Below are 23,043 nucleotides of genomic sequence, written 5' to 3' on the forward strand. Positions count from 1 at the left end.
AGCACCCGAAGGAGAGGGGGAGACATGCAGGAACAGACCTACGACCCGGTCCTGAGCAGCGACGACGTACCGAAGTGGCGACTGGTGAACCCGCTGCGGCCGCCGGCTCCCGGCCGGGCCCTGGTCCTCGTCCCGGGCAGCGGCCCCGCACTGACGATCCGCAGCGGCGAGGAGATCCCCTCGGCCCGGTTCGGGTCGTACCGCAGCGTGTTCACCGTCGACATGACCGAGCACCGGCTGATCCTGGACATCCCGCTGCTCAGTCGCGACCCGACGTTCTCGTTCCGCAGCCGTGTGGACCTGGTGTGCCGGGTCGCCGACCCCGCCCAGGTGGTCACGCGCGGCATCCGCGACATGAGCGGCGCACTCTACGGCCATCTGCGCAAGCGGTTGCAGTCGGTCGCCCGCGAGCACGACATCGCCGAGTTCCACGAGACGGAGATGGCGCTCAACGCAGCCCTGGCCCCCTTCGGCGGCGACGACGCGATCCGGCTGCGCAACATACAGATCGAACTCCTCGTCGACGAGGAGGAGATCGCCACCAGCGGGCGCGAGTACCGGGACGTCGTGCGCGAGACCCGGCTGGAGAGCATGCGCCGCAGACGGCACCTGGACATGATCCGCGAGGAGGGCGTCGACGGACTGATCGCCGGGATCATGGAGAAGGAGGGCCCGCGCGCCGCCCTCGCCTGGATCGAGAAGGGGGAGGCGGAGAAACGGGAGGTCCGGCGCGAGGTCATGCGCATGGTCCTGGAGCGCGGCGACGCCGATCGGGAGCCCTTCGAACAGGCGGAGCTCGAACGCGCCGTACTGGAGGAGGTCCTGCGCGACGGCGACGGCCTGTTCGACACAGCCACCCGGCGCGGGCGGTTGCGCGGCAGCCTCGCCCGCGCGCTGGAGCCGGGTGCCGACGACCGCGACGAGGACCGGGCCGGGCGCGGCGGGGAGCGCGAGCCGCTCAAGGGGGAGGTGCTGCGGGACCGGTACGGCGACGACGACGGCCGGTCTCCCGGGCGTGCCCGTCCCCGGGAGGAGGGCACGCCCGGCTCACGGCTGTCCGGCACCGGCAGCCGCCGCCCCCGCCCGGAGCGGCCCGCGGGACCGCCCGAGGACGAACCGCTGCCCGGCGGGCCGGCCCGCTGGACAGGCGAACGGGCGGCCGACGACCGTGCTGCGGAAGCGGACCACGGCGTCGACCGCCGCGCCGGCCACGGTACGGGAGCCGGCCCCCGTGACGACCGCCGCGCCGGCCGCGCCGTCGCGGCCGATCACCACGACGAGCGCCGCACCGGCCTCGGCAGGGAAGCCGACCGGGCTACGGCGGACCGTCCCGCTGTCCGCGGCGCCGGTGGCCGGGGTGCGGGTGAGCGGGCCGGTGCCCGCGCGGACGACGGTGCGGCCCAACGCCGTACGGACGACACCGCGCCCAGGGTGAGCCGCGTGCGCGGGACCGCCAAGAGGGATCGCCCAGACACGTCCGACGACAACGGAGAGCGTCGATGACCGGCCGTCAGGAGCACACCGCGCAGCCCCCGGTGCCGGTCGGGGCGCAGACGGGGCAGGGAACACAGGCCCCCGGCGCGCCGCAGCCCCCGTGCGTCGCCGCGCCGCCGTCCGGCCCCCGGCCCGGACCGGACGGCGCACCGGCCGGCCTGCCGCGGATCTGGTGCGTGGACCACGACCGGATGAGGCTGCTGGCGCTGTCCGTGTGGACCGAGCGGGTGCCGCGGCGCGGCGAGGACGCGGAGCCGTTCGTCGCCTATCACCTGGACAGCGAGCAGGGCATGCTCGCGGTGTTCGACGGATCGGGCGGCGCCGGTGCCGCTCCCGTGTGGCAGGCGTCCGACGGGGAGAGCCGTACCGGCGCCTGGGTGGGCGCGCGGGTGGCCCGGCTGGCCACGGACCACTGGTTCCACGACGTCGCGGCGGAGGGCGAACCGGCCACGCCCACGACCCTGCACACGTATCTCCGGTTCTTCCTCGACCGTGCCCCGCAGCGCCGCAGCAAGATCAGCGGCACCATGCGCCGCCAGCTGCCCACCACCCTCGCGGCCCTGCACTACCGCGTGGTGCGCCCGCAGGGCGAACCGGGGCTGGAACTGCAACCGCTGTGGGCCGGTGACTCGCGCGCGTACGTGCTGCGTCCCGGCGCAGGGCTGCAGGTGCTCACCCGCGATCACACCCGGGAGAGCGATGCCCTGGAACTGCTGCGCACGGACCCGCCGATGACCAATCTGGTGTGCGCGGACCGGGAGTTCGCGGTCGACGGCCGGCGATTGCTGCACCCGCTGCCGTGTGTGCTGGTGACGGCGACCGACGGGTTCTTCGGCTATGTGCACACCCCGGCCGACTTCGAGACCGTGCTGCTCAGTACCCTGCACGACGCGCGCACCGTCGACGAGTGGGCCTATCTCATCCGCCAGGCGGTACAGGCGTACACGGCGGACGACGCCTCGCTGGCCCTCGTGGCTCTCGGCTACCACGGCTTCGAGGATCTGCGCCGGCAGTTCACCACGCGGCTGGACGAGCTGACCGACCGCTATGTCCGCACCCGGCCGCGCGGCCTGGACCGTCTCTCTCCCGCCGCCGGGGCCGGGGCTGGTCCCACGGCCGCGCCGGAGGATCTCGCGGACCTGCCGGCCCGGGTCCGTGCGTGGCAGGACAGCAGCTGGCACGCCTACCGCCCGGGCTACGAGACCCATCTGCCTCCGGCACCCGAGGAGCACGCATGAAGCAGGGCGACGTCATCGGGGGCTACCGCATCATCAGCGAGCCCACGAACGCCAACGGCGGCAAATGCATATGGGCGTTCGCCGAGAAGGCGGGCAGCCAGTACTTCGTCAAGCGGTTCCTGGAGCCCAAGCGGCCCCGTGACGACGCGGCGGACTCGCCGAGCGTACGGATCAGGCGCCAGCTGGCCCGCGAGTTCGAGGACCGGCACCGCACCATCATGGAGCGGCTGCGCCCGGACGCACGCGGCGGCGGCAACCTCGTGCTGGCCACCGACTTCTTCCACGAGGGCAGCACGTACTACAAGGTCACCGAGCGGATCGACACCACCAGCCTGGAGAAGCCGCAGGCCCTGGAGCCCCGCAACAAAATGGTGCTGCTCAAGACGCTGGGCAACAGCCTGAAGCAGTTGCACGACATCGACGTCGTGCACGGCGACCTCAAACCGCTGAACGTCCTGGTGCAGAAGCGGGACGGCGCCGCGTTCCACACAGCGAAGCTGATCGACTTCGACGACTCCTACGTCTCGGGGAAGCCGCCGGAGCCCGACGACATCGCGGGCGACTCGGTGTACGGGGCCCCGGAGTGGCGCCGCTACATGCAGCGCGACGACTCGGTGGGCCCCCAGCATCTGACCTGCGCGGTGGACGTGTTCGCGCTCGGGCTGATGACCCATCTCTACCTGACGGGCGAACTGCCGCACCACGACAGCCGCTACGGCTCCCCGGCGGACGCCGTCAGCGCGGGCGATCACCTCGACCTGGACACCCGGCTGCCGGACGACATGCTCGGCCTGCTGCGCGCCATGACCGCCCGTGCCCCGGGCAGCCGGCCACGCATCGCGACGTTCCTCAAGACGCTGTCCGACCCGAAGGTGTGCACCCTGCAGCACCGCCGCCCGGGGACCGCCAAGGGCAGGTCCCCGGCGGGCACGCCCGCTGCGGCGCCGGGATCCGCGAAACCCTCCGCTCCGGGCGCGCGGACGAGCCGGATCAAGGCCAAGAACCTCACCTCGACCCCGCGCCCCGGTACCGCAACACCTCCGCCGGAGCGGCCCCGCACGTCCGCCGGGTCCGCCGGACCCGCGGCCCCGGCGACTCCCACGACACCGGCACCGCCCACACCACCTGCCGCCCCCGCGACCCCGCCGGCCTCCGACGCCCCGGCGGACCGCACCTCCCGCGTGCGCATCAACCTCGGCGACCGGCGCCCGCGCCCCGGCTCGTCCTGACCCGCTTCGCCGACGACCCGACGCACCCCGCCCGTACCACCCAGGAGAGTCCGTATGAGCAACATCGAGCAGTACCAGGGGAATCTGCAGTACGCCGTCGACATCGTGCTGTGCGTCGACGCGACGGGCAGCATGTTCCCCGTTCTCGACAACGTGAAGTCGAGTGCGCTGCAGTTCCACGACCGGCTCAACGACGTGATGGCGAAGAAGGGCAAGGCGATCAGCCAGTTGCGGCTGAAGGTCATCGCCTTCCGTGACTTCGGTGACGACGCCTCGAACGCCATCCAGCAGACCGGGTTCCTCCGTCTGCCCGAACAGGGCCGGGACTTCGAGGAGTTCGTGCGCGGCATCGACGCCTCCGGCGGCGGCGACATCCCCGAGTCGGGCCTGGAGGCGCTCGCGCTGGCGATCAACTCGCCCTGGGAGCAGGGGCTCGACCGCAGGCGTCACGTCATCGTGATGTTCACCGACGCCCCGGCGCACGCACTGGGCACGCACGCCTCCGTGCAGTCGTATCCGGCGGACATCCCGCGCAGCCTGGACGAGTTGTTCGAGCAGTGGGGTTACGCACGCAGCCAGACCGCCGTGATGGAGCAGTCGGCGAAGCGGCTGGTGCTGTTCGCCCCGGACCAGGCGCCCTGGTCCGATCCGATCGCCGAGGAGTGGGACCTCACGCTGCACTTCGCGTCCAAGGCCGGCCAGGGCCTGGAGGAGTTCGAGATGGACGAGATCATCGAGACGATCGCGAACAGCCTGTGAAGATGGACCTGCCCGGTTTCGAGCTGGACTGTGACGAAGCGGGCTACCTGAACTTCTACTGGCACCACTACGGCCGGTTCAAGTCGAATGTGGGCAACTGCTCCCAGCTGCGGCTGCTGCCCCAGGGCTCGGACGGTCGGTCCCAGTGGGTCTTCACTCTGCGCTTCCCCGAAGCGCCGACGCCGGGGCTCGTGGTGGTACGGGTGGACGTCCCCGCGGACCGGCTCAAGGAGGCGGAGGACTACACCGAGCTGCTGCGGCGGCGCTTCGGCATCCCGGAGCAGGTACCTGACACCACCGAGGAGTCCGGGCTGCGGCGGGTGCCGCTCGACACTCCGGAGTGGCTGAACGCACCCGCCTCCCCCGCGTCGGAGGAGCTGTTCGCCGCAGTGACCGCCCGCATCGACGACGACACGGGCTGACGGCTCGCCCGGACGCATACGAGACGAAGGAGGACAGCACGAGGTGGCGGCATCGGCCAACTGGCGTTGCGCGGACTGCGACACGTTCAACGAACCCGCGGAGACGGCCTGCGCGACCTGTGGCGTGCCCCGTCGGGACACCGCGCCGCGTCCGCGCGGGTCGGCGCCGAGGCCGACCGCGAAACCGGGCCCGGGACCGAAGCCGGAGCCGGGCACGAAACCGGCGTCCGGCGCCAAAGCGGCGGCGAGGAAGCCGGGCTCCGGCGGGGGCGCCGCACGCCCCGCCGCCAAGCGGCCCGGCGGTGCCGGCCGCCCGCCGGGCCCCTGGCGCTGCTCCGAGTGCGACACGAACAACGCCCGTACGGACCTCTCGTGCATCGCGTGCGGCACGGCGTGGAAGGCCGCGCGCAAGAGCACCCCGAAGCCGCCGTCCTCCGGGGACCCGGCCGCCAGGAAGTCGGCGCCCCGCACGACACCGCCCGGGAAGAGCACACCTCGCAGCGCACCTCGCAGCACGCCTCCGTCGTCGACGCCCCGGACCACACCACGCAGCACGTCCTCCTCCCCCTCGGCGCCCCGGAGCGCACCGCGGGCGTCGCGTCCGGGCGCGTCCGGTACGGCTGGCGGGTGGGGCGGCGCGACGCCGGGTCCGTACCGGCCGCACACTGATGACGGCGTCTTCTTCCCGTCGTCCCCCACCGTCGGCTACCGGCCGGCCGCGCCGCATGTCCCGGCCGCTCCGCCGCCCCGTCCGGCGCCGGTCCACACCCCGCCCGCCAGGAAATCCAGGACCGGCGGCTGTCTGAGCGGCTGCATCGGGGTCTTCGTCGTGCTCTTCCTGCTCGGCCTGGCGGCCCGGGGCTGCGACAGCGCGAAGGGGTCCGGCGGTGCGAGCGGCGCCGGCCCGGCACCGACGTGCCCGGACCGGATCGCCGCCGAGCTGCCCGACGGGGACGGTGCCGAGCTGGTCAAGGCGTTCCGCACGAAGAACAAGCAGATCACCCTGTGCCGGACGGCGGCGGGATCGCTCTACTACTACGGCGAGTTCAGCGACGGACGGGAGAAGGGGATCGCCATGCGGGCGAACACGACGAGCAGCGGCTACGAGGCCCGCAACGGGGAGTACCGCTATGTCATCCATGACGGGGTCGTGACGGTGTACGAGTCGGGCCGACAGATCGGCGAGGAACAGCTGACCCCGGAGCCGTCACCGTCCTGACTCACGCGTCTCCGTAGGCCTCTCCGCCCAGTGCGAAGCCCGCCGAGCCGGCCGTCGCATCGGCGAGCCACGCCCGGAAGGCGTCCACGTCGGCGTCCGGGAGCCCGATCTCGATGGCGACGGCCTCGCCGTACCGGACGTCCCGCACCTCCCGCCCCGTGGCGCGCAGGTCGTTCTGGACCTTGCCCGCGCGCTGATGGTCGACGGTGACCGTGGCCAGCCGGAAGCGGCGCCGGGTGAGGGTGCCGAGCGCGTCGAGGGTCTCGCCGACGGCGCCGCCGTAGGCGCGGATCAGTCCACCGGCGCCGAGCTTGACGCCACCGTAGTAGCGGGTGACGACCGCGACGACGTAGCGCATCTCGCGCCGCAGGAGCATCTGGAGCATGGGGACGCCTGCGGTGCCACCCGGTTCGCCGTCGTCGCTGGCCTTCTGCACGGAGGCGTCGGCGCCGATGACATACGCCCAGCAGTTGTGCGTGGCGTCGGCGTGCTCCTTGCGGACGGCGGCGATGAAGTCCTGCGCCTCCTGCTCGGTGGCGGCCGGGGCGAGGGCGCACAGAAAGCGGGAGCGGTTGATCTCGGTCTCGTGCACGCCCGCGTGGGCGAGGGTGCGGTACTCGTCCTGCATCCCGCAAGCCTAAGCGGTGGTGCACGGTGCCGGTCCCGGCGGATCCGCCTTCTCGCCGCTGCCCGGCTACTGCTTCCTGCCGCCGCGCGGCACGGTCACCCAGGTCAGCAGGGCGACACCGGGGGCGAGCCCGGACCAGCCGGTGCCGTGCCAGGTCAGGACGGCGATCGCGGACGTCGGGAACTTGGTCCGCACCCGTTCCAGCGTGTCGTCGAGGCCGTCCCCGGCCAGCTCCAGGACGAGCTCCTCCAGACCGGGGTTGTGCCCCACCAGCAGCAGGGTCTCCACCTGGGACGGCACCTCGCGGACCACCTCCACCAGGTCCGCCGCGTCGGCCGCGTAGAGCCGCCGGTCGTAGCGCACCGGCGGCGGGGTGCCCCACTCGGCGGAGGCCAGCTCCCAGGTGCGGCGGGCGCGTGCGGCCGTGGAGCACAGGGCGAGGTCGGGCAGGCAGTCGGCCTCGGCGAGGGTGCGTCCGGCGGCCGGGGCGTCCTTGAGGCCGCGCGGCGCGAGCGGCCTGCGGTGGTCCTCGACCCCCTCGGGCCAGGCGGACTTGGCGTGCCGCAGCACCACCAGCCGGCGCAGCGGACCCGAGGCGCCCGCCCGCGCGCTCACGCGAGGCTCCCGAGGTCGCGGGCGAGGTCGAGGGCCAGCAGCCGGTCCACGTAGGCGAACGTCTCGAACCGGGCGCCGTCGGGCAGATCCGGGTCGCGCGCCACGTCCCGCAGTACGTCCAGGACGCCGGGCAGGTCGAGATCGTCCTCCCACGCGGAGCGCAGCCGTCCCCGCACCGCCTCCGGCACCGGCCTGGACGGCCGCCGGGCCCAGCCGGCGACGGCCCGCCGCCACTGTGCCAGCCGCCCGGCCGCCGCATCCAGTACCGCGGCGTCCAGCCGAACGGGCTCGCCCCGAGGAACGGACAGCAGGGCGAGCCGCACCGCCTCGGGGTCTTCGAGGAGGGCCGGGAGCGCGGGGTGCCCTTGGCCGTCCGTCTGCCAGTGCACCGGCGCCACCCGCATCACCGGGCCTTCACCGACGGTGGCCGTGGGGTCGGCCGTCACGTGGATCGCCTGGGACGCGCCCAGCCCCGAGGCCAGGTCGCGGCCGTCCTCGAAGGGGCGGATGGCGAGGGCGGTGGCGGCTGCGCGCAGTTCGGCGTGCTGGTGGGGAGAGGTGAGGATCGTCCAGACCGGGGTCCCGCCCAGCTCCAGGGCGCGGACCAGGAGGTCGGCGGTGAGGACCACCCGCAGGGCGGTCGGGTCCAGCCCGGAGGCGTAGGCCTCGATGCGGGTCAGGCCGCGGCGGGCAGGCGCGGCGGGGACGGGCTCACCGGTTCGGTCGTCGAGGATGCGCAGCACAGCGCGAGCGTAGGCGGGCAGAGCGTCGTACGCAGGCATCTTGCTCCGATTCCGGACATGGCGGCGGGTACCGGGGCGGGAATCCGTACCCTGCGCTCCGCTGTTGCCCAGGCGAACTGTTCCCGCGAACCGAGGAGGCGGCCATGGCGGTCGTGCACGGCGACGGCAGCTACGACGGTGACGACCACGGCGGCGATCACGGCGACGAAGCGGTGATCCGCAGGATCCTGACCGGGCTGGGCGACACCTGGGCCGTGGTCGGCCTGTCGAACAACCGGAACCGGGCCGCCTACGGGGTGGCGCAGGTGCTCCAGCGGTTCGGCAAGCGCGTCGTGCCGGTGCACCCGAAGGCGGAGACGGTGCACGGCGAGCGGGGTTACGCCTCCCTCGCCGACATCCCCTTCGACGTGGACGTGGTCGACGTCTTCGTCAACAGCGACCTGGCCGGGGCGGTGGCCGACGAGGCGGTGGCCAAGGGTGCGCGCGGGGTGTGGTTCCAGCTCGGGGTCGTGGACGAGGCCGCCCGCGAGCGGACCCGGGCGGCGGGCGTGGAGATGGTGATGAACCGCTGCCCGGCGATCGAAATTCCCCGCCTCGGCTAGCGAATCTCTCCTTCTACCTACAATTCAACGCTGAATATTGACATTCGCACGAGGCATCTGACCTGTGACAAGTCAGTGACCGAGCGTGGGCCCAAGACACCTAAGATCCCGGGTCAAGATTTGGTTAACGCTCTTTTGACAACACGGAACGCGCCCCTAGCCTGTGGCCTCCTCGCCCGTTAACGCTGCGTATAGATCTGAGAGGCCACTCAACATGGCGAATGTCGACCAGGCTGCACCGGTAGCCACAAGCGACACCGGTGGTCTGCGCCGAGACGTCGGACTGATCGGTCTGATGTGGGCCTCGGTGGGTTCCATCATCGGGTCGGGCTGGCTCTTCGGCGCCGAAAAGGCCGTCGTCGCGGCAGGTCCCGCTGCGATCATCTCGTGGGTGATCGGCGCCGTGGCCATCGTGCTCCTCGCCCTCGTGCACGCCGAGCTCGGCGGCATGTTCCCGGTGGCGGGCGGTACCGCGCGCTACCCGCACTACGCCTTCGGCGGCCTGGCCGGCATGTCCTTCGGCTGGTTCTCCTGGCTCCAGGCCGCGACGGTGGCGCCGATCGAGGTCGAGGCCATGATCGGCTATGCCAAGCACTGGCACTTCGCCGACGGCCTGCAGAACGCCAACGGCACGCTCACGACCAGCGGCATCGTCGTCGCCGTCCTGCTCATGGCGGTCTTCGTCGCGGTCAACTTCCTCGGCGTCCGCATCCTGGCGCACACCAACAGCGCCGCCACCTGGTGGAAGATCGCCGTACCGCTCGCCGCGATCTTCATCATCGCCGTCGGCAACTTCCACCCGGGCAACTTCACCTCTCAGGGCTTCGCGCCGTTCGGCGCCAAGGGCGTCCTCACCGCGATCAGCTCCAGCGGCATCATCTTCGCGCTGCTCGGCTTCGAGCAGGCGATCCAGCTGGCCGGCGAGAGCCGCAACCCGAAGCGTGACCTGCCGCGCGCGACGCTCGGCTCGGTCGCGATCGGCTCCGTGATCTACCTGCTGCTCCAGATCGTGTTCATCGCCGCCCTGCCGCACGCCTCCTTCGCGAAGGGCTGGGCGAACCTGGCCTACGCCGGCATCAGCGGCCCCTGGGCGGGTCTCGCCTCGGTCGTCGGCCTGGGCTGGCTGGCCTGGGTGCTGTACGCCGACGCGATCATCTCCCCCGGCGGCACCGGCCTGATCTACACCACCGCCACCTCCCGCATCTCCTACGGCCTGGCCAAGAACGGCTACGCGCCGAAGCTCTTCGCCAAGACCGACGCGCGCGGTGTGCCGTGGTTCGGCCTCGCGATGTCGTTCGTGACCGGTGTGATCTGCTTCCTGCCGTTCCCGAGCTGGCAGACGCTGGTCGGCTTCATCACCTCGGCGAGCGTGCTGATGTACGCGGGTGCCCCGCTGGCCTACGGCGTCTTCAAGGACCGGCTGCCGAACCACGACCGTCCGTACAAGCTGCCCTTCGGCAACATCATCTCGCCGCTGTCGTTCGTGGTCGCCAACCTGATCATCTTCTGGTCCGGCTGGGACACCCTGTGGCGACTGGGCTTCGCGATCCTCATCGGCTACGTGCTGCTCGGCTCGTACGCCGCCTACGCGATCCGCAAGGGCCTGCCCGACGCTCCCCGGCTGGACTTCAAGGCCGCGCAGTGGCTGGTGCCCTACCTGCTGGGCATCGGCGTGATCTCCTACCTGAGCACCTTCGGCGGCACCGGTGACCTGCCGCTGTGGTGGGACATGCTGGTCGTCACGGTGTTCTCGCTCGTCATCTACTACTGGGCGAAGGCCACGGCCTCCGCGCCCGAGGCGATCGAGCGCAGCATCGAAGAGGTCGTCGTCACGGACGCGCCCGCGCACTGAGCCCGACCCGACCCCGGTGTCCCGTCGGCCGATTCCCGGCTGACGGGACACCGTCATAATGCGGGGGTGATCTCCCCCTCCCCCTCCCCCCACCCCGATCCCGCCCACCCCGCGCGCCGCGAAGCCCGTACGGTCGTCGTCGTGGGCGCCGGTCCCGCCGGGCTCACCGTCGCCAACATCCTGCGGGCCGCATCGGTCGACTGCGTCGTCCTGGAGACCGAGAGCAGGCAGTTCATCGAGACCCGGGCGCGGGCCGGCGTCATCGAGGAATGGGCGGTGCGCGAACTCGGCCGCCGCGGCCTCGCCGGACACCTGCCGCAGCGGGCCGAGCTGCACAGCGCCTGCGAGTTCCGCTTCGCCGGCGAGCGGTACCGATTCCCTTACGCAAATCTGACGAACCATCACCATTACGTCTACCCCCAGCCGTTGCTGGTGACGGACCTGGTGCGCGAGTACGCCGACGCGCGCGGCGGCGACATCCGCTTCGGCGTGCGCGACGTCACGCTGCACGACCTGGACACGGACCGGCCGGCGGTCTCGTACCGCTGTCCGGAGACGGGTGAACGGCGGCTGCTGCGCTGCGACTTCGTCGCGGGGTGCGACGGGGCGCGCGGGGTGACGCGCGACGCGATTCCCGAGCGGCACCGGCGGATCGCCCGGCAGGACGACGGCATCGGCTGGCTGGCGCTGCTCGCCGAGGTCCCGCCGTCGACGGACTGCGTCCTGTTCGGCGTCCATCCGCGGGGCTTCGCCGGGCAGATGCCCCGCAGCCCCGAGGTGACCCGGTTCTACCTGCAGTGCCCGCCGGGCGACGATCCGGAGAACTGGCCGCACGAGCGGGTCTGGACCGAGCTGCGCGAACGGCTGGCCGCGACCGGGGCGCCCCCGCTCACCGAGGGCCGGATCGTCGAGAAGCGGGTGCTGGACATGCACCACTACGTCGTCGAACCCCTCGCCCACGGGCGGCTGTTCCTGGCCGGCGACGCCGGTCACCTGGTCGCGCCGATCGCCGCGAAGGGGATGAACCTCGCCCTGCACGACGCCTTCCTGCTCGGTGACGCGCTCGCCTCGTACGTCACGCGGGGCGACGGCGCCGGCCTGGACGGCTACTCGGCCGCCGCGCTGCGCCGGGTGTGGGACTACCAGGAGTTCTCACAGTGGCTGTCGGACATCTACCACGGTGTCGCGTCCGGTGATCCGTTCCGCGCCGGCACCACGCTGGCCCGGCTGCGCCGGCTGTTCTCCTCGCCCGCGGCGGCGGCCGCCTTCGCCGAGCAGTACCTCGGCACGGCCTCGGCCTACTGAGCCCGTTCGCCGAGGTGGTGGTCGGCGGTCTTCAGCGCCTCGTCCACCAGCCGCCGCAGATGCCCGTGCGCGAGCGAGTAGACCACCCGGCGGCCCTCCTTGCGGGTCCGCACCAGACCCGCGAGCCGCAGCCGGGCCAGGTGCTGGCTGACGGCGGGACGGGCCGCGCCGCATGCCCCGGTGAGCGTCGTGACGTCCGCCTCGCCCGCCGTCAGCGCGTGCAGCAGGGTGAGGCGGGTGCGGTCGCCGAGCAGGGCGAGCAGCTCGGCAGCCAGCGTGAACTGCTCCTCGCCCGGGGTGCGCGGATGCGTATGGTGCGCAGGTGATAGGTGCATGCGTGCGCTCATACGCACATAATGGTCCCGTGGCCGCCCCGCGTCCACTCCCGCACACCGCAAAGGGGACCCACATGAGCGACCGGCACCCTCACCAGCACGCGCACGGGCATGAGCACGGTCGTGAGCACGGGCATGAACACGGCCGCCGCGCCGCCGGTCTCCGGCACCGCCTCGCGCATCTGCTCACCCCGCACTCCCACGAGAGCGCCGACAAGCTGGACTCCGCCCTGGAGTCCTCGGCACGCGGGATGCGGGCGCTGTGGGTGTCGCTGGCCGCGCTCGGGGCGACGGCGCTGACACAGGCCGCCGTGGTGGCCGTGTCCGGTTCGGTGGCGCTGCTCGGGGACACCGTGCACAACGCCGCCGACGCGCTGACCGCCGTCCCGCTCGGCATCGCCTTCGTCCTGGGGCGGCGGGCGGCGACGCGCCGGTTCACCTACGGCTACGGCCGGGCCGAGGATCTGGCGGGGCTGGTGATCGTGCTGACGATCGCCGCGTCGGCGGCCTTCGCCGCGTGGGCGGCCGTCGGCCGGCTGCTCGACCCGCGCCCGGTGACCCATCTCCCGGCCGTCGCGGCGGCCGCCCTGGTCGGCTTCGCCGGCAACGAGTGGGTGGCCCGGTACCGGATCCGGGTGGGCCGCGAGATCGGTTCGGCTGCGCTCGTCGCGGACGGGCTGCACGCGCGCACCGACGGGTTCACCTCGCTGGCCGTGCTGGTGGGCGCGGGCGGCTCCGCACTCGGCCTGCAACTGGCCGACCCCGTCGTGGGGTTGGCGATCACGGGCGCGATCGCGCTGGTGCTGCGGGACGCGGGGCGGGAGGTGTTCCGGCGGATCATGGACGCCGTCGACCCGGCACTGGTGGACCGGGCCGAGGGTGCGGTACGGGCGGTGCCGGGGGTGCGCGAGGTGGGCGAGCTGCGGCTGCGCTGGATCGGCCACCGGCTGCGCGCCGAGCTCGCGGTGGTCGTGGACGGCGAGGCGACGGTGCGACAGGCGCACGCGATCGCCGTCGAGGCCGAACACGCCCTGCTGCACGCCGTACCACGGCTGACGGCCGCCCTGGTGCACGCCGATCCGGCGCCTACGCCGGGCGAGCGCGACCCGCACCTGGCGCTGGCCCACCATCTGACCGCCTGACGGCGGCCTCCGGCAGCCGCGCCTCAGGCGGCCCCGAGGCCCTCCAGCACCACGGCGCCGGGCAGTTCGGCGAGAGCCTTGCCGGGGACCAGCAGCTTGCCACGCCGGCGTCCGCTGCCGACGAGGGCGTACGGCAGGTCGGCGACGGCCGAGTCCACGAGCACCGGCCAGCCGGCGGGCAGACCGACCGGGGTGATGCCGCCGTACTCCATGCCGGTCTCGCCGGTCGCCGTGTCCATCGGGGCGAACGAGGCCTTGCGGGCGCCGAGATGGCGGCGCACGACGCCGTTGACGTCGACCCGGGTGGTGGACAGCACGAGGCACGCGGCGAGGGAGGTCTCGCCGCCGCGCCTGCCCGCGACGACCACGCAGTTCGCCGACTGCTCCAGCAGGTCGCGGCCGTAGTGCTCCACGAACACGGCGGTGTCGGCCCAGCGCGGGTCGGTCTCGACGTAGAGGATCCGGTCGGCGGAGACCGCGCCCCGCCACTGCCGTACGGCGTCGGCGACGGGTGCGATCAGGTCGTCCAGGCAGTCCGGGGCCGGGGTGGCGGTGTCGAAGTCTCCGATGGGTGCGCGCATGGCCGCACGCTAACAGCCCGCGCCGCAGGGCCGTTCAGCGCACGGGCGGCACGGAGACGGCCATGACCATCTCCATCGGCACGCCGCCCTCGTTGCCGTACGTGTGCTGGCTGCTCGCCTCGAACGTGGCGCTCGCGCCGGTCGGGACCAGGTGGGCCACGCCGTCGACGGTGAGGGTCAGTTCGCCGGCGGTGACGTGGACGAGTTCCACGGTGCCCGCCGGATGCGGCTCGGAGGTACTGGACTCGCCCGGCATCAGCCGCCAGTCCCACATCTCGACCGGCCCGGGCGCCTCCGTGCCCGCCAGCAGGCGGTTGTAGCTGCCGGCGTCGGTGTGCCACAGGCGTACGGCCTGGCCGGGGGCGACGATACGGACCTTGGGGCCCTGTTCGTAGTCGAGCAGGGTGGTGATGCTGACGCCGAGCGCGTCGCCGATCTTGACGACGGTGCCGAGGCTGGGGTTCGTCCGGGCCTGCTCGATCTGGATGAGCATGCCGCGGCTGACTCCCGCCCGGGCGGAGAGCACGTCCAGGGTGAAGCCGCGCACCGTACGCCAGTGCTTGACGTTGCGCGCCAGTGACTGGGTCAGCAGGTCGAGATCCGACACATCACGTCCATCGAGAGGAGGGTTCACTATATGGGATGACAGAGTTCATTGCACTGAACTACGGTGGAGTGCACCTGATCATTCAGCAAACTGTACTGCGAGGTCGTCCGTGACAGCATTCCTGGCCCTCACCACCAGTGTCCTGTGGGGCTGGCCGACTTCGGCGGCGGCCTGCTGACCCGGCGTATGCCGGCACTGACGGTCGTCGTGGTCTCCCAGTCCATCGCGGCGGCCGTTCTGGGTGCGATCGTCGTCGCGACGGGCGGCTGGGGGGAGGCCGGACCCCGGCTGTGGTTCGCGTGCGCGGCGGGGCTGGTCGGCCCGGTCGCCCTGCTCTCCTTCTACGAGGCCCTGGCGCTCGGCCCCATGGGAGTCGTCTCGCCGCTCGCCACCCTCAGCGTGGCCGTCCCGGTCGGTGTCGGCCTCGTCCTCGGCGAGCGCCCGGGGCTGCTCCAGGTCGCCGGCATCGCGGTCGCCGTCACCGGCGTCGTCCTCGCGGGCGGGCCCCAGCTGCGCGGTGCGCCGGTCCAGCGGCGGGCGATCCTGCTCACCCTGGTCGCGGCGCTCGGCTTCGGCACGGTCTTCGCCCTGATCACCGAGGCCTCGACCGATGTGACCGGACTCTTCCTCGCCCTGTTCGTGCAGCGGCTGACCAATGTCGCGGTCGGCGGGACCGTGCTCGCGGCCTCCGTCCGCCGGGGCGGCCGCGGGCTGCCGGACGGCCGCTTCCCGTGGGCCTCACTGCCCGCGCTGGCCTTCGTCGGGCTCGCGGACGTGGCGGCCAACGGCACCTACGCGCTCGCCGCCCGCCACGGCCCGGTCACCGTCGCGGCGGTACTGGCCTCGCTGTACCCGGTGGTGACCACACTGGCCGCACGCGGCTTCCTCAGCGAACGGCTCCGCACGATCCAGACAGCGGGCGCGACCCTCGCCCTGCTCGGCACACTCCTGCTGGCAACCGGCTGACCAGCCCGCCCCCCGATCCCGGCCACCGTCTCGCCCCCGCCCTGGGAACACACCCGCCCCTCCACCCCGACGCGGCTCCGACCCCGGCTCGACTCAGCCCTGGATCCCGCCCCTGTCCCCGGCCTCGCCTCTGACCTCACCTCAGCCCCGGCTTCGAATCCCCCCGGCCTCAACTCGCTTCCGGCCGACCTCGGTCCCGCCCCCAGCCGCAACCCGCCCCCGATCCCGACTCCGCCCCGGACCCAGCCCAACTCCCAGCCCCACCCCCGACCTCGCCTCAGGCCCGGCTTCGCCCCGTCGGCCTCGGGCCGGCCCCCGGCCGTAAAGCGCCCCCGGCCCCCGGCGCGGTCCCGGTCGCGCGTCACCCCTCCGTTTCGAGTTCCGCGAGGCGACTCATCGTTTCCTCGTCCAGTTCCGCCAGGGCCCGCAGCTGATCCGGGGTCGTGCCGGCCGGGATCGGGACCGGGGGTGGGGTGCGCAGCGGGGGTTGCCAGCCGTCGGTGGGGGTCCAGCGGCGGACGACGCGGGCCGGGGCTCCGGCCACCACGGCGTGGTCGGGCACCGCGCCGCGCACCACCGCGCCGGCCGCGACGACCACGTTCCGGCCGATCCGCGCGCCCGGCAGGATCACCGCGCCGGTGCCGATCCAGCAGCCCGGGCCGATCTCCACCGGCTCCATCCGCGGCCACTGCCTGCCGATGGGCTCGTGCGGGTCATCGTAGGAGTGGTTGGTGGAGGTGACGTAGACGTACGGGCCGAAGTAGCAGTCGCGGCCGATGGTGACCGTCGTGTCCGCGATGACGTGACTGCCGCGGCCGAGGACGACGCCGTCGCCGATGCGCAGGATCGGGTCGGGGCCGAGGTCCAGGTCCGGCATCAGGCCGGCGGTCAGCGTGACCTGCTCGGCGATGATGCAGTGGGAGCCGAGGTGGATCCAGGGTTCGCCGAAGACGGTGCCGAGCGGGAAGGCGAGGCGGGTCGCTTCGCCGATCGAGCCGAAGCGGAAACCCGCCGGGTGGTCGGCCGTGACGGAACCCGCGCGCTGGATCCAGGCCCAGGCCTGGTGGACGACACGTTGCGCTGCGCGGCGTCGCCGGAATGAGAACGTGTTCTTCCGCTGGGGCACGGGGTTACGTTACTAAGCGGACGCTTTCGGGAAGAGGGCCGCCTGCTGTGATCTTTGCCCCAACCCGTGCCGTACGGTGCGGGGGACGACGACACGAGGAGAACCGTCATGACACAGCAGGCGCTGATCGTGGGCATCGGCGGCCGGGAGCCCCAGGTCGATGCCGAGGCGTTCGTGGCCCCCACGGCCTCCGTGATCGGGGACGTCACGCTGCATGCCGGGGCCAGTGTCTGGTACGGGGCGGTCGTGCGCGGTGACGTCGAGAAGATCACCGTGGGGGCGAGTGCGAACGTGCAGGACAACGTGACGCTGCACGCCGATCCCGGGTTTCCCGTCAGCGTGGGTGAGCGGGTCTCCATCGGGCACAACGCGGTGGTGCACGGGGCGACCGTCGAGGACGACTGTCTCATCGGCATGGGGGCGACCGTGCTCAACGGTGCGGTGATCGGGGCAGGATCACTGGTCGCCGCGCAGGCTCTGGTCCCGCAGGGAATGGTGGTGCCGGCCGGCTCACTGGTGGCAGGGGTGCCGGCCAAGGTGCGGCGGCCGCTCTCCGAGGAGGAGCGGCAGGGCGTGACCCTCAACGGCACGATGTACGCGGACCTGGCGAAGGCCCACAAGGACGTGCATCGCCAGGCCTGACCGGGCATGGCTGGGCACGGTCGGGGCGGTGTCACTCACCGGCGCCGACCGGCTCCGCCTCCTGGCCGTGCTCCTGCTGGGCCTTCTTCGCCTTGCGCTTGACCAGCAGCATCGAGGCCAGGCCGACGAGGACCGCCGCCGCGAGGCCCACGTAGGAGAACTTCTTCAGCCAGCCCTCGGCGACCACGCCCACGTAGTAGATGACGGCGGTCGTGCCGCCCGCCCAGATGATCCCGCCGAGGACGTTGGCGATCAGGAACTTCCAGTACGGCATCTGCAGGACGCCCGCGAGGGGGCCGGCGAAGATGCGCAGCAGGGCGATGAAGCGGCCGACGAAGACGGCCCACATGCCCCACTTCTCGAAGGACCGCTCGGCGGTGGCCACATGGCCCGCGCTGAAGTGTCTCGGGAACTTGCCGCCCAGCCAGGCCAGCAGCGGGCGGCCGCCCTTGCGGCCGATCGCGTAGCCGATGGAGTCGCCGATCACCGCACCGGCGGTCGCGCACGCGCCGAGGACGACGGGGTTGATGCCGGAGTGCTGGGAGGACAGCAGCGCCGCGGAGACCAGGACGATCTCGCCCGGCAGCGGGATGCCCAGGCTCTCGACGCCGATCACCAGGGCCACCATGGCGTAGACGGCGACCGCGGGCACCGAATCGAGCCATTCCTGCACGTGCACCGCGGGTTCCTCCCCTGTCGCCGACCTTTGGCTGCCGGACACCGCATGTAAAGAGCGTCCCAAGGGCAGGTTACCTGGTCGGCGGTGAGCGGTGGTTAAGCACAGAACTTCCCGGCCGTTCCCGGCGCCCCCCGCCGGCACCCTCCCGCCCTCGGCCCTTGGGCTCTCGGACACCCAGGTGTCACACGGGCGGGGAAAGCTCCCGCGGTATCGCCCGACCCGCCTCCCCCAGGTCCCCGCCCGGGACCCGCCGCGGAAGGACGACGTCCCCGTGCCCTCACCGTCCCCGTCCCCGATCCCGCTCTCCCTCCCGCTCCCGCCGCCCCCCGCCCCGGCCGCCCCGCCCGCCGGAGAACTCCCCGATCACCTCGCGGAGGCAGCGCCCGCTCCCCGGCCGCCGTCCTTCCTGGCGGGCCGCTCGGTACGGCTCGCCCTGTGCCTCGCACCGCTGCTGCTGGTGGGCGGCTGGGCAGTGGCCAACCGGCCCGTGGTGTACGAGGGAGTCCGGCGGCTCGTCGCGGCCGATCCCTGGTGGCTGCTGGCCGGGGGCGGTTTCACCTGCCTGAACTGGGTGGCCGCCACGTGTGTCCGGCAGGGCGCGCTGCCCGACCGGGTCCCGGCGTGGCAGTTGCTGGCCTCGCAGTTCGCCGCCGGTGCCGCCAACCACGCGCTGCCCGCCGGGCTCGGCGCCCACGCCGTCACCGTGCGTTTCCTGCGGGCGCGCGGGGTGCCGCTGGAGCGGGCGACCGCCTCGATCGGGCTGTACTCGCTGGCGAAGTCCTCCGCCAAGACGGTCGTGCTGGTGGTCCTGCTCGCGGTGTCGCCGGCCTGGCGGCGCCTCGGCGAACTGGTCCCGGACGGGCGGCTGCTGGTGCCGCTCGCCGCGGTCGCGGGCGGTCTCCTCGCGGTCGCCGGGGTGCTGCTGACCGTCGTACGGCCGTTGCGGCGGCCCGTGACCGGGCTGCTGCGCTCCACCCTCGCCGATGCGCGGGAGGTGCACACGCGGCCCTGCCGGGTGGCCGCACTGTGGGGCGGGGCGGTCGCGATGCCGCTGTTGCAGGGGGCCACCCTCGTCTGTGTCGGGGCCTCGCTCGGGCTGCACATGCCGTGGGAGCAGGTGGTGCTCGCCTACCTCGCGGCCGGTACGGCCGTCGGGGCGGTCCCGGCACCCGGCGGGTTCGCGGTCGACGCGGCGCTGGCCTGGACGCTGATCGCCTTCGGCGCGGCACCGGCCATGGCCACCGCGACCGTCATCGGCTACCGGGTGCTGACCGACTGGGTGCCGCTGGTGCCGGGCGCCCTGATGTTCTCGGCGTTGATCCGCGCCAGGATCCTGTGAGCGTGCGCCGCGTGCCGGTCAGTCGCGGCGGGCCACCAGACGGTAGGCGTTCGCGACGCCAAGACGGTGGGCGAGGGGGCGTACCGCGAAACGGTCGAGGAGCGTGGCGGTGACGAGCGCGGGCACACCCGCGAGCAGCAGGGCGGTGCGCGCGGCGCGGCGCAGGCCGCCGGGCGGTTCGGGCAGCCAGGGTGCGTCCTCGCGGGGCGCCGCGTGGTCGAGGGCCAGCCAGACGGCGGCGAGCAGGTCGACCGGATCGTGCGGTTCGGCGTGCTGCTCCGCGACCACCGTGAAGCCCAGCTCCGCCAGTCGCCGCCGGAGGCCAGCGACGGGTATGAAGTGCAGGTGCTGCGGCTGGAGCCAGGGGAGCCACCAGCGGCCGAGCAGCCGGGCGTAGCGGCTCTCGGGGTCCGGTACCTCGATGAGGAGGTGGCCGCCGGGACGTACGGCCTCGTGGGCGGCGCGCAGTTCGCGGTCGGGGTCGGTGCTGTGCTCCAGGTAGTGGAACATGCTCACGACGTCGTAGCGGGCGGCGAGTTCGGGGGCGAGGGCGGGGAAGGCGCCGCGGTAGGCGTGGTCCACGCGGCCCTCGCGGGCGGCGAGTTCGACGCCCTCGGTGAAGTCGAGTCCGTCGAAGGAGGTGCCGGGCAGGACGGTGCGGGCGGCGGCGCAGAAGTGGCCGTGGCCGGTGCCGACGTCCAGCCAGGTCTTCGGGGCCGGGTCGTACGGCAGCATGGACTCGGCGCGGCCGCGGTACATGGCGGTGCGGCCGCCGAAGGTGCCGCTCATGCGCTGCTCGCCGAGGCCGTCGTAGAAGTCCCGGTAGTAGAACTCCAGTCCCTCCTCGGTCAGTTGGGGGTTCTGGAAGATGTGGCCGCAGTCGGCGCAGCGGTCGAGGGTGAAGCCGCCGGGCTTGTGCTGGAGCAGGTCGGTGGTGTGCAGGCGGGGGGCGAGCCGGACCGAACCGCACCAGGGGCAGTCGGGGCGCGGGGGCGCGAAGAAGCGGTCCGGACCGGCGGTCAGGTCCCGCCGGTAGCCGGGGCGCAGGGCGGCGATGCGCGCCCTCTTCTCACCCTTCTCACCCTTCTCACCCTTCTCGCCCCTCTCGCCCTTCCCGCTCTTGTCACCCTTCCCGCTCTTGTCGCCCTTGTCGCTCTTGTCGTCGGTCATCGGCTCTCCGCTTCGAAGTCTGCGCGGGATGCGCGGTCTGCGAGGTGTTCGAGGTGGGCCGCGGCGGTCCGGGCGCCGCCCGCCGCCCGGAAGGCGGCGCGGATGCGGGTGGCGGAGGTCCGGTGGGCCGGGTCGGTGAGGACGGTGTCGAGGGCCGCGCCCAGCCGGTCCGCGCGGACCCGGCCGAAGCGGACCCGGACGCCGGCCCCCGCGTCCACGACCTGCCCGGCGATCACGGGCTGGTCGTCGCGGATGGGGGCGACGACGAGCGGGACGCCGTGCCACAGCGCCTCGCACACGGTGTTGTGTCCCCCATGGCAGACGACCGCGTCCATCCGTTCCAGCAGCGGGAGTTGGGGCACGGACGAGAAGGCCAGGACGTCCTTGTCGCCGGGCGGCACGGGCAGCACACCGCCGGGATCGGCGATCACCGCCTGCACCCGGTCGGCACGCTCGCGCAGCGCGGTCAGACACTCGGTGAGGAACCGGTCGCCCGCGTCGGCGTTCGCCGTGCCCAGGGTCACCAGAACCTTCGACCGGCCCGGGTCGAGCCGCTGCCAGGGGAAGTCGGGCCCGGCCGGGCGCCCGCCGATCGAGGGGCCGACGTAGTGGATGTGCCGGGCCAACGGCGCCTGGGGGCCGATGAGTTCTGGGGTGCTGAAGATCAGCAGGAGGTGGGGCGAGAAGCGCGGGTCGGCGGTTTTGGCCTGGTCGCCGATCCGGGTCCGCAGCTCGGCCAGGCTCCGGTGCAGCCACTCGGCGACCTTGGGCAGGCCGTCGTACGCGCCGCTGAACTCGGCCGACGTGGTGGCGGAGGTGGCCCACGGCAGCCCGCACCGCTCGGCGACCAGAGCGCCGGCGAAGGCCTGCTGGTCGGCCACGACGACATCCGGGCGGAACTCCCGGACCGCCGCCCCGACACCCGGCGCCATGGCCTCGGCGAGCGGGAGCAGATACCGCTCCCACAGGAACTTCAGCGCCTCCGCGCCCCGCAGCTCCGGCGGTCGTACGACCCCGTCGGCCCCCGGCACCGGACCCGCGCACCCGTGCACCTCGGCGTCCGGGCCCGCGAGCCGCCGCACCAGTGCCGGGGCGGCGCACGCCCAGGCGACCCGGTGCCCACGCGCGGCCAGTCGGGCGGCGACGCCGACGGCCGGGTTGATGTGGCCGGTCAGCGGCGGTACAGCGAAGAGGAAGGCGCTCACCGGACCCCCGCTCCCGCGTGGATCAGGTCCAGGATGTGCGCGCCGACCGCCGTCGGCGCCTCGACCAGCACCGAGTGCTCGTGTCCGGGCAGGACGACCGCGCGGAAGTCGGTCAGCAGCGCCCGCTTCAGCGGGACGAGGTCGACGAGGTCCGACTCGCCGCCGTACAGCCCGAGAACCGGGCAGTGTACGGCCCTGATCTCGTCCTCCGTGAGCACCCGGCTGACCGGGATGTCCCGGCCGAGGGTGGTCTCGCGGGCGAGCCGGGCCGCGCCCTTGGCCAGGCGGGCGGTGTTGTGGCCCCGGTTCGCGGTGATCCAGGCGATCGCGTCGGGCTCGTTGTGCGCGAGGTGGGTGACGACCCGGTCCAGGATGGCGCCGAGTTTCGACGCCCAGGCGGAGGTCGCCGGCTCGGACTCGATCAGCGTCAGGCTGAGCACGCGCTCGGGGTGGCGGGCCGCGTAGCCGAAGGCGATGGTGCCGCCGTAGGAGTTGCCGACGAGGTGGACGGGACCGGTGACGGCCAGCCCGCCGAGCAGGGCCTCCAGGTCGTCGATGTTGTGGTCGAGGGTGTAGCCCGCGGGCGGGCGCTCGCTGCGGCCGTGTCCGCGCAGGTCGTACATGACCACGTCGAGTCCGGCCGCCGCGAAGCCGGGGGCGACGGTGAAGTAGTAGCTGGCCAGGCTGTCGGTGAGCAGCCCGTGCACCAGGACCACCGTGGGGCGCGGGGACCGGTCGTCCGCCGACCTCATGCGCTGGACGTGCAGCCGGATCCCGCCGGCGTCGACGATCGCCACGGCTCAGCCCGCCTGCGTGGTCTTCAGACTCCACACCACGTACTCCACCAGCCGGCCCACGGTCAGCTCGATGATCTCGTCGAACTCCATGCCGGCCAGGAACTCGGCCAGGTTGACCCGCTGCCCGTACCGCTCCTCCAACAGGCCGGCCAGGGTGACCAGGTCGATGCTCTCCAGCTCCAGGTCGCGGTTGAAGGTGGTGGACATCGCGATCTCGGCGTCGTCGTCGCCGTACTCCGCGAGCACCGTACGGAGCATGTCGCCGACCTCGGCGAGGACGGCGTCGGCCGTGGGCGCGGTGTCGGTCGCGGGCTGCGCCGGGGCCGGCTGGGTGGGGTTCATCGGGGG

General features: G+C 73.0%; 25 protein-coding genes and 1 pseudogene. 14 read left to right on the top strand and 12 right to left on the bottom strand.

The annotated features are described in order from the left end of the window. Window positions 1–24 precede the first annotated feature (24 nt). From BIV25_RS51810 to BIV25_RS42380, 7 genes are all read left to right on the top strand, one after another. Window positions 25–1,503 (top strand): hypothetical protein, encoded by a 1,479-nt coding sequence (locus BIV25_RS51810; protein WP_071377914.1) that lies wholly within the window; start codon window positions 25–27, stop codon window positions 1,501–1,503. Then, window positions 1,500–2,732 carry a PP2C family serine/threonine-protein phosphatase gene (locus tag BIV25_RS42355; protein ID WP_256257137.1) on the top strand — a complete coding sequence of 411 codons (1,233 nt, stop codon included), beginning with the start codon at window positions 1,500–1,502 and terminating at the stop codon, window positions 2,730–2,732. The genes BIV25_RS51810 and BIV25_RS42355 overlap by 4 nt, the downstream gene beginning before the upstream one ends. After that, window positions 2,729–3,961, top strand: coding sequence for a lipopolysaccharide kinase InaA family protein (locus BIV25_RS42360; RefSeq protein WP_071377915.1), 1,233 nt, complete (start codon window positions 2,729–2,731; stop codon window positions 3,959–3,961). The genes BIV25_RS42355 and BIV25_RS42360 overlap by 4 nt, the downstream gene beginning before the upstream one ends. Before the next feature lie 54 nt (window positions 3,962–4,015). Next, window positions 4,016–4,720: a vWA domain-containing protein gene (locus BIV25_RS42365; RefSeq protein ID WP_071377916.1), complete on the top strand. Its 705-nt coding sequence runs from the start codon at window positions 4,016–4,018 to the stop codon at window positions 4,718–4,720. A gap of 2 nt (window positions 4,721–4,722) precedes the next feature. After that, window positions 4,723–5,142, top strand: coding sequence for a hypothetical protein (locus BIV25_RS42370; RefSeq protein WP_071377917.1), 420 nt, complete (start codon window positions 4,723–4,725; stop codon window positions 5,140–5,142). A 372-nt stretch (window positions 5,143–5,514) separates the two neighbouring features. Then, window positions 5,515–5,811, top strand: a complete 297-nt coding sequence (locus BIV25_RS42375) for a hypothetical protein (RefSeq protein ID WP_143076801.1) — start codon at window positions 5,515–5,517, stop codon at window positions 5,809–5,811. 160 nt (window positions 5,812–5,971) lie between these two features. Next, complete coding sequence (locus BIV25_RS42380) at window positions 5,972–6,361, top strand: hypothetical protein (RefSeq protein ID WP_071377919.1); 390 nt, start codon at window positions 5,972–5,974, stop codon at window positions 6,359–6,361. A 1-nt stretch (window position 6,362) separates the two neighbouring features. Here the strand turns inward: BIV25_RS42380 and BIV25_RS42385 are convergent, their stop codons facing one another. From BIV25_RS42385 to BIV25_RS42395, 3 genes are all read right to left on the bottom strand, one after another. Beyond that, window positions 6,363–6,989, bottom strand: coding sequence for a YigZ family protein (locus BIV25_RS42385; RefSeq protein WP_071377920.1), 627 nt, complete (start codon window positions 6,987–6,989; stop codon window positions 6,363–6,365). Between the two features lie 66 nt (window positions 6,990–7,055). Then, entirely contained in the window at window positions 7,056–7,604 is a 549-nt protein-coding gene (locus tag BIV25_RS42390; RefSeq protein WP_071377921.1) for a histidine phosphatase family protein, read from the bottom strand. After that, window positions 7,601–8,386: a hypothetical protein gene (locus BIV25_RS42395; protein WP_256257138.1), complete on the bottom strand. Its 786-nt coding sequence runs from the start codon at window positions 8,384–8,386 to the stop codon at window positions 7,601–7,603. The genes BIV25_RS42390 and BIV25_RS42395 overlap by 4 nt, the downstream gene beginning before the upstream one ends. Before the next feature lie 104 nt (window positions 8,387–8,490). Here BIV25_RS42395 and BIV25_RS42400 point away from each other — a divergent pair, with 104 nt between their 5' ends. From BIV25_RS42400 to BIV25_RS42410, 3 genes are all read left to right on the top strand, one after another. Next, window positions 8,491–8,949: a CoA-binding protein gene (locus BIV25_RS42400; RefSeq protein WP_071377922.1), complete on the top strand. Its 459-nt coding sequence runs from the start codon at window positions 8,491–8,493 to the stop codon at window positions 8,947–8,949. A 214-nt stretch (window positions 8,950–9,163) separates the two neighbouring features. Beyond that, the gene (locus tag BIV25_RS42405) at window positions 9,164–10,801 is read left to right on the top strand and encodes an APC family permease (protein ID WP_071377923.1); all 1,638 of its coding nucleotides are present in this window, start codon (window positions 9,164–9,166) and stop codon (window positions 10,799–10,801) included. 141 nt (window positions 10,802–10,942) lie between these two features. Continuing rightward, on the top strand, window positions 10,943–12,106 hold the full coding sequence (locus BIV25_RS42410) for a 4-hydroxybenzoate 3-monooxygenase (RefSeq protein ID WP_256257144.1): 1,164 nt from the start codon (window positions 10,943–10,945) through the stop codon (window positions 12,104–12,106). Here BIV25_RS42410 and BIV25_RS42415 read toward each other — a convergent pair. Further along, complete coding sequence (locus BIV25_RS42415; protein ID WP_071377924.1) at window positions 12,100–12,453, bottom strand: metalloregulator ArsR/SmtB family transcription factor; 354 nt, start codon at window positions 12,451–12,453, stop codon at window positions 12,100–12,102. The genes BIV25_RS42410 and BIV25_RS42415 overlap by 7 nt on opposite strands. A gap of 62 nt (window positions 12,454–12,515) precedes the next feature. Here BIV25_RS42415 and BIV25_RS42420 point away from each other — a divergent pair, with 62 nt between their 5' ends. After that, window positions 12,516–13,583, top strand: coding sequence for a cation diffusion facilitator family transporter (locus BIV25_RS42420; protein WP_071377925.1), 1,068 nt, complete (start codon window positions 12,516–12,518; stop codon window positions 13,581–13,583). 23 nt (window positions 13,584–13,606) lie between these two features. Here the strand turns inward: BIV25_RS42420 and BIV25_RS42425 are convergent, their stop codons facing one another. Continuing rightward, complete coding sequence (locus BIV25_RS42425; protein ID WP_071377926.1) at window positions 13,607–14,164, bottom strand: YbaK/EbsC family protein; 558 nt, start codon at window positions 14,162–14,164, stop codon at window positions 13,607–13,609. Window positions 14,165–14,198: 34 nt separating this feature from the next. Then, entirely contained in the window at window positions 14,199–14,771 is a 573-nt protein-coding gene (locus BIV25_RS42430) for a helix-turn-helix domain-containing protein (RefSeq protein WP_071377927.1), read from the bottom strand. 109 nt (window positions 14,772–14,880) lie between these two features. Here BIV25_RS42430 and BIV25_RS42435 point away from each other — a divergent pair. After that, window positions 14,881–15,737, top strand: a pseudogene (locus tag BIV25_RS42435) (EamA family transporter). 361 nt (window positions 15,738–16,098) lie between these two features. Here the strand turns inward: BIV25_RS42435 and BIV25_RS42440 are convergent. Beyond that, window positions 16,099–16,863: an acyltransferase gene (locus BIV25_RS42440; RefSeq protein ID WP_071377928.1), complete on the bottom strand. Its 765-nt coding sequence runs from the start codon at window positions 16,861–16,863 to the stop codon at window positions 16,099–16,101. A 108-nt stretch (window positions 16,864–16,971) separates the two neighbouring features. Here BIV25_RS42440 and BIV25_RS42445 point away from each other — a divergent pair, with 108 nt between their 5' ends. Continuing rightward, entirely contained in the window at window positions 16,972–17,505 is a 534-nt protein-coding gene (locus tag BIV25_RS42445) for a gamma carbonic anhydrase family protein (protein WP_071377929.1), read from the top strand. 31 nt (window positions 17,506–17,536) lie between these two features. Here the strand turns inward: BIV25_RS42445 and BIV25_RS42450 are convergent, their stop codons facing one another. Then, on the bottom strand, window positions 17,537–18,184 hold the full coding sequence (locus BIV25_RS42450; RefSeq protein ID WP_071377930.1) for a DedA family protein: 648 nt from the start codon (window positions 18,182–18,184) through the stop codon (window positions 17,537–17,539). A 271-nt stretch (window positions 18,185–18,455) separates the two neighbouring features. Between BIV25_RS42450 and BIV25_RS42455 the strand changes: the two genes are divergently transcribed. After that, window positions 18,456–19,523 carry a lysylphosphatidylglycerol synthase transmembrane domain-containing protein gene (locus BIV25_RS42455; protein WP_071377931.1) on the top strand — a complete coding sequence of 356 codons (1,068 nt, stop codon included), beginning with the start codon at window positions 18,456–18,458 and terminating at the stop codon, window positions 19,521–19,523. 18 nt (window positions 19,524–19,541) lie between these two features. Here the strand turns inward: BIV25_RS42455 and BIV25_RS42460 are convergent, their stop codons facing one another. The 4 genes from BIV25_RS42460 to BIV25_RS42475 all read right to left on the bottom strand — a co-directional run bounded on the left by BIV25_RS42460 (window position 19,542) and on the right by BIV25_RS42475 (window position 23,037). After that, the gene (locus BIV25_RS42460) at window positions 19,542–20,579 is read right to left on the bottom strand and encodes a class I SAM-dependent methyltransferase (protein WP_071378014.1); all 1,038 of its coding nucleotides are present in this window, start codon (window positions 20,577–20,579) and stop codon (window positions 19,542–19,544) included. Between the two features lie 110 nt (window positions 20,580–20,689). Beyond that, window positions 20,690–21,898 (bottom strand): glycosyltransferase, encoded by a 1,209-nt coding sequence (locus BIV25_RS42465; protein WP_071377932.1) that lies wholly within the window; start codon window positions 21,896–21,898, stop codon window positions 20,690–20,692. Further along, the gene (locus tag BIV25_RS42470; RefSeq protein ID WP_071377933.1) at window positions 21,895–22,695 is read right to left on the bottom strand and encodes an alpha/beta fold hydrolase; all 801 of its coding nucleotides are present in this window, start codon (window positions 22,693–22,695) and stop codon (window positions 21,895–21,897) included. Before BIV25_RS42470 ends, BIV25_RS42465 begins: the two co-directional genes overlap by 4 nt. Window positions 22,696–22,698: 3 nt before the next feature. Beyond that, the gene (locus BIV25_RS42475; protein ID WP_071377934.1) at window positions 22,699–23,037 is read right to left on the bottom strand and encodes an acyl carrier protein; all 339 of its coding nucleotides are present in this window, start codon (window positions 23,035–23,037) and stop codon (window positions 22,699–22,701) included. Window positions 23,038–23,043 lie beyond the last annotated feature (6 nt).

The sequence above is a fragment of the Streptomyces sp. MUSC 14 genome (assembly GCF_001866675.1).
Classification (GTDB): Bacteria; Actinomycetota; Actinomycetes; order Streptomycetales; family Streptomycetaceae; genus Streptomyces.

Bases quoted from the DNA above. Each gene is read 5' to 3' on its own strand.
- BIV25_RS42365 (WP_071377916.1), top strand. From the start codon at position 4,016: ATGAGCAACATCGAGCAGTACCAGGGGAATCTGCAGTACGCCGTCGAC.
- BIV25_RS42355 (WP_256257137.1), top strand. From the start codon at position 1,500: ATGACCGGCCGTCAGGAGCACACCGCGCAGCCCCCGGTGCCGGTCGGG.
- BIV25_RS42360 (WP_071377915.1), top strand. From the start codon at position 2,729: ATGAAGCAGGGCGACGTCATCGGGGGCTACCGCATCATCAGCGAGCCC.
- BIV25_RS42415 (WP_071377924.1), bottom strand. From the start codon at position 12,453: ATGAGCGCACGCATGCACCTATCACCTGCGCACCATACGCATCCGCGC.
- BIV25_RS42445 (WP_071377929.1), top strand. From the start codon at position 16,972: ATGACACAGCAGGCGCTGATCGTGGGCATCGGCGGCCGGGAGCCCCAG.
- BIV25_RS42475 (WP_071377934.1), bottom strand. From the start codon at position 23,037: ATGAACCCCACCCAGCCGGCCCCGGCGCAGCCCGCGACCGACACCGCG.
- BIV25_RS42385 (WP_071377920.1), bottom strand. From the start codon at position 6,989: ATGCAGGACGAGTACCGCACCCTCGCCCACGCGGGCGTGCACGAGACC.
- BIV25_RS42405 (WP_071377923.1), top strand. From the start codon at position 9,164: ATGGCGAATGTCGACCAGGCTGCACCGGTAGCCACAAGCGACACCGGT.
- BIV25_RS42395 (WP_256257138.1), bottom strand. From the start codon at position 8,386: ATGCCTGCGTACGACGCTCTGCCCGCCTACGCTCGCGCTGTGCTGCGC.
- BIV25_RS42400 (WP_071377922.1), top strand. From the start codon at position 8,491: ATGGCGGTCGTGCACGGCGACGGCAGCTACGACGGTGACGACCACGGC.
- BIV25_RS51810 (WP_071377914.1), top strand. From the start codon at position 25: ATGCAGGAACAGACCTACGACCCGGTCCTGAGCAGCGACGACGTACCG.
- BIV25_RS42425 (WP_071377926.1), bottom strand. From the start codon at position 14,164: ATGCGCGCACCCATCGGAGACTTCGACACCGCCACCCCGGCCCCGGAC.
- BIV25_RS42420 (WP_071377925.1), top strand. From the start codon at position 12,516: ATGAGCGACCGGCACCCTCACCAGCACGCGCACGGGCATGAGCACGGT.
- BIV25_RS42370 (WP_071377917.1), top strand. From the start codon at position 4,723: ATGGACCTGCCCGGTTTCGAGCTGGACTGTGACGAAGCGGGCTACCTG.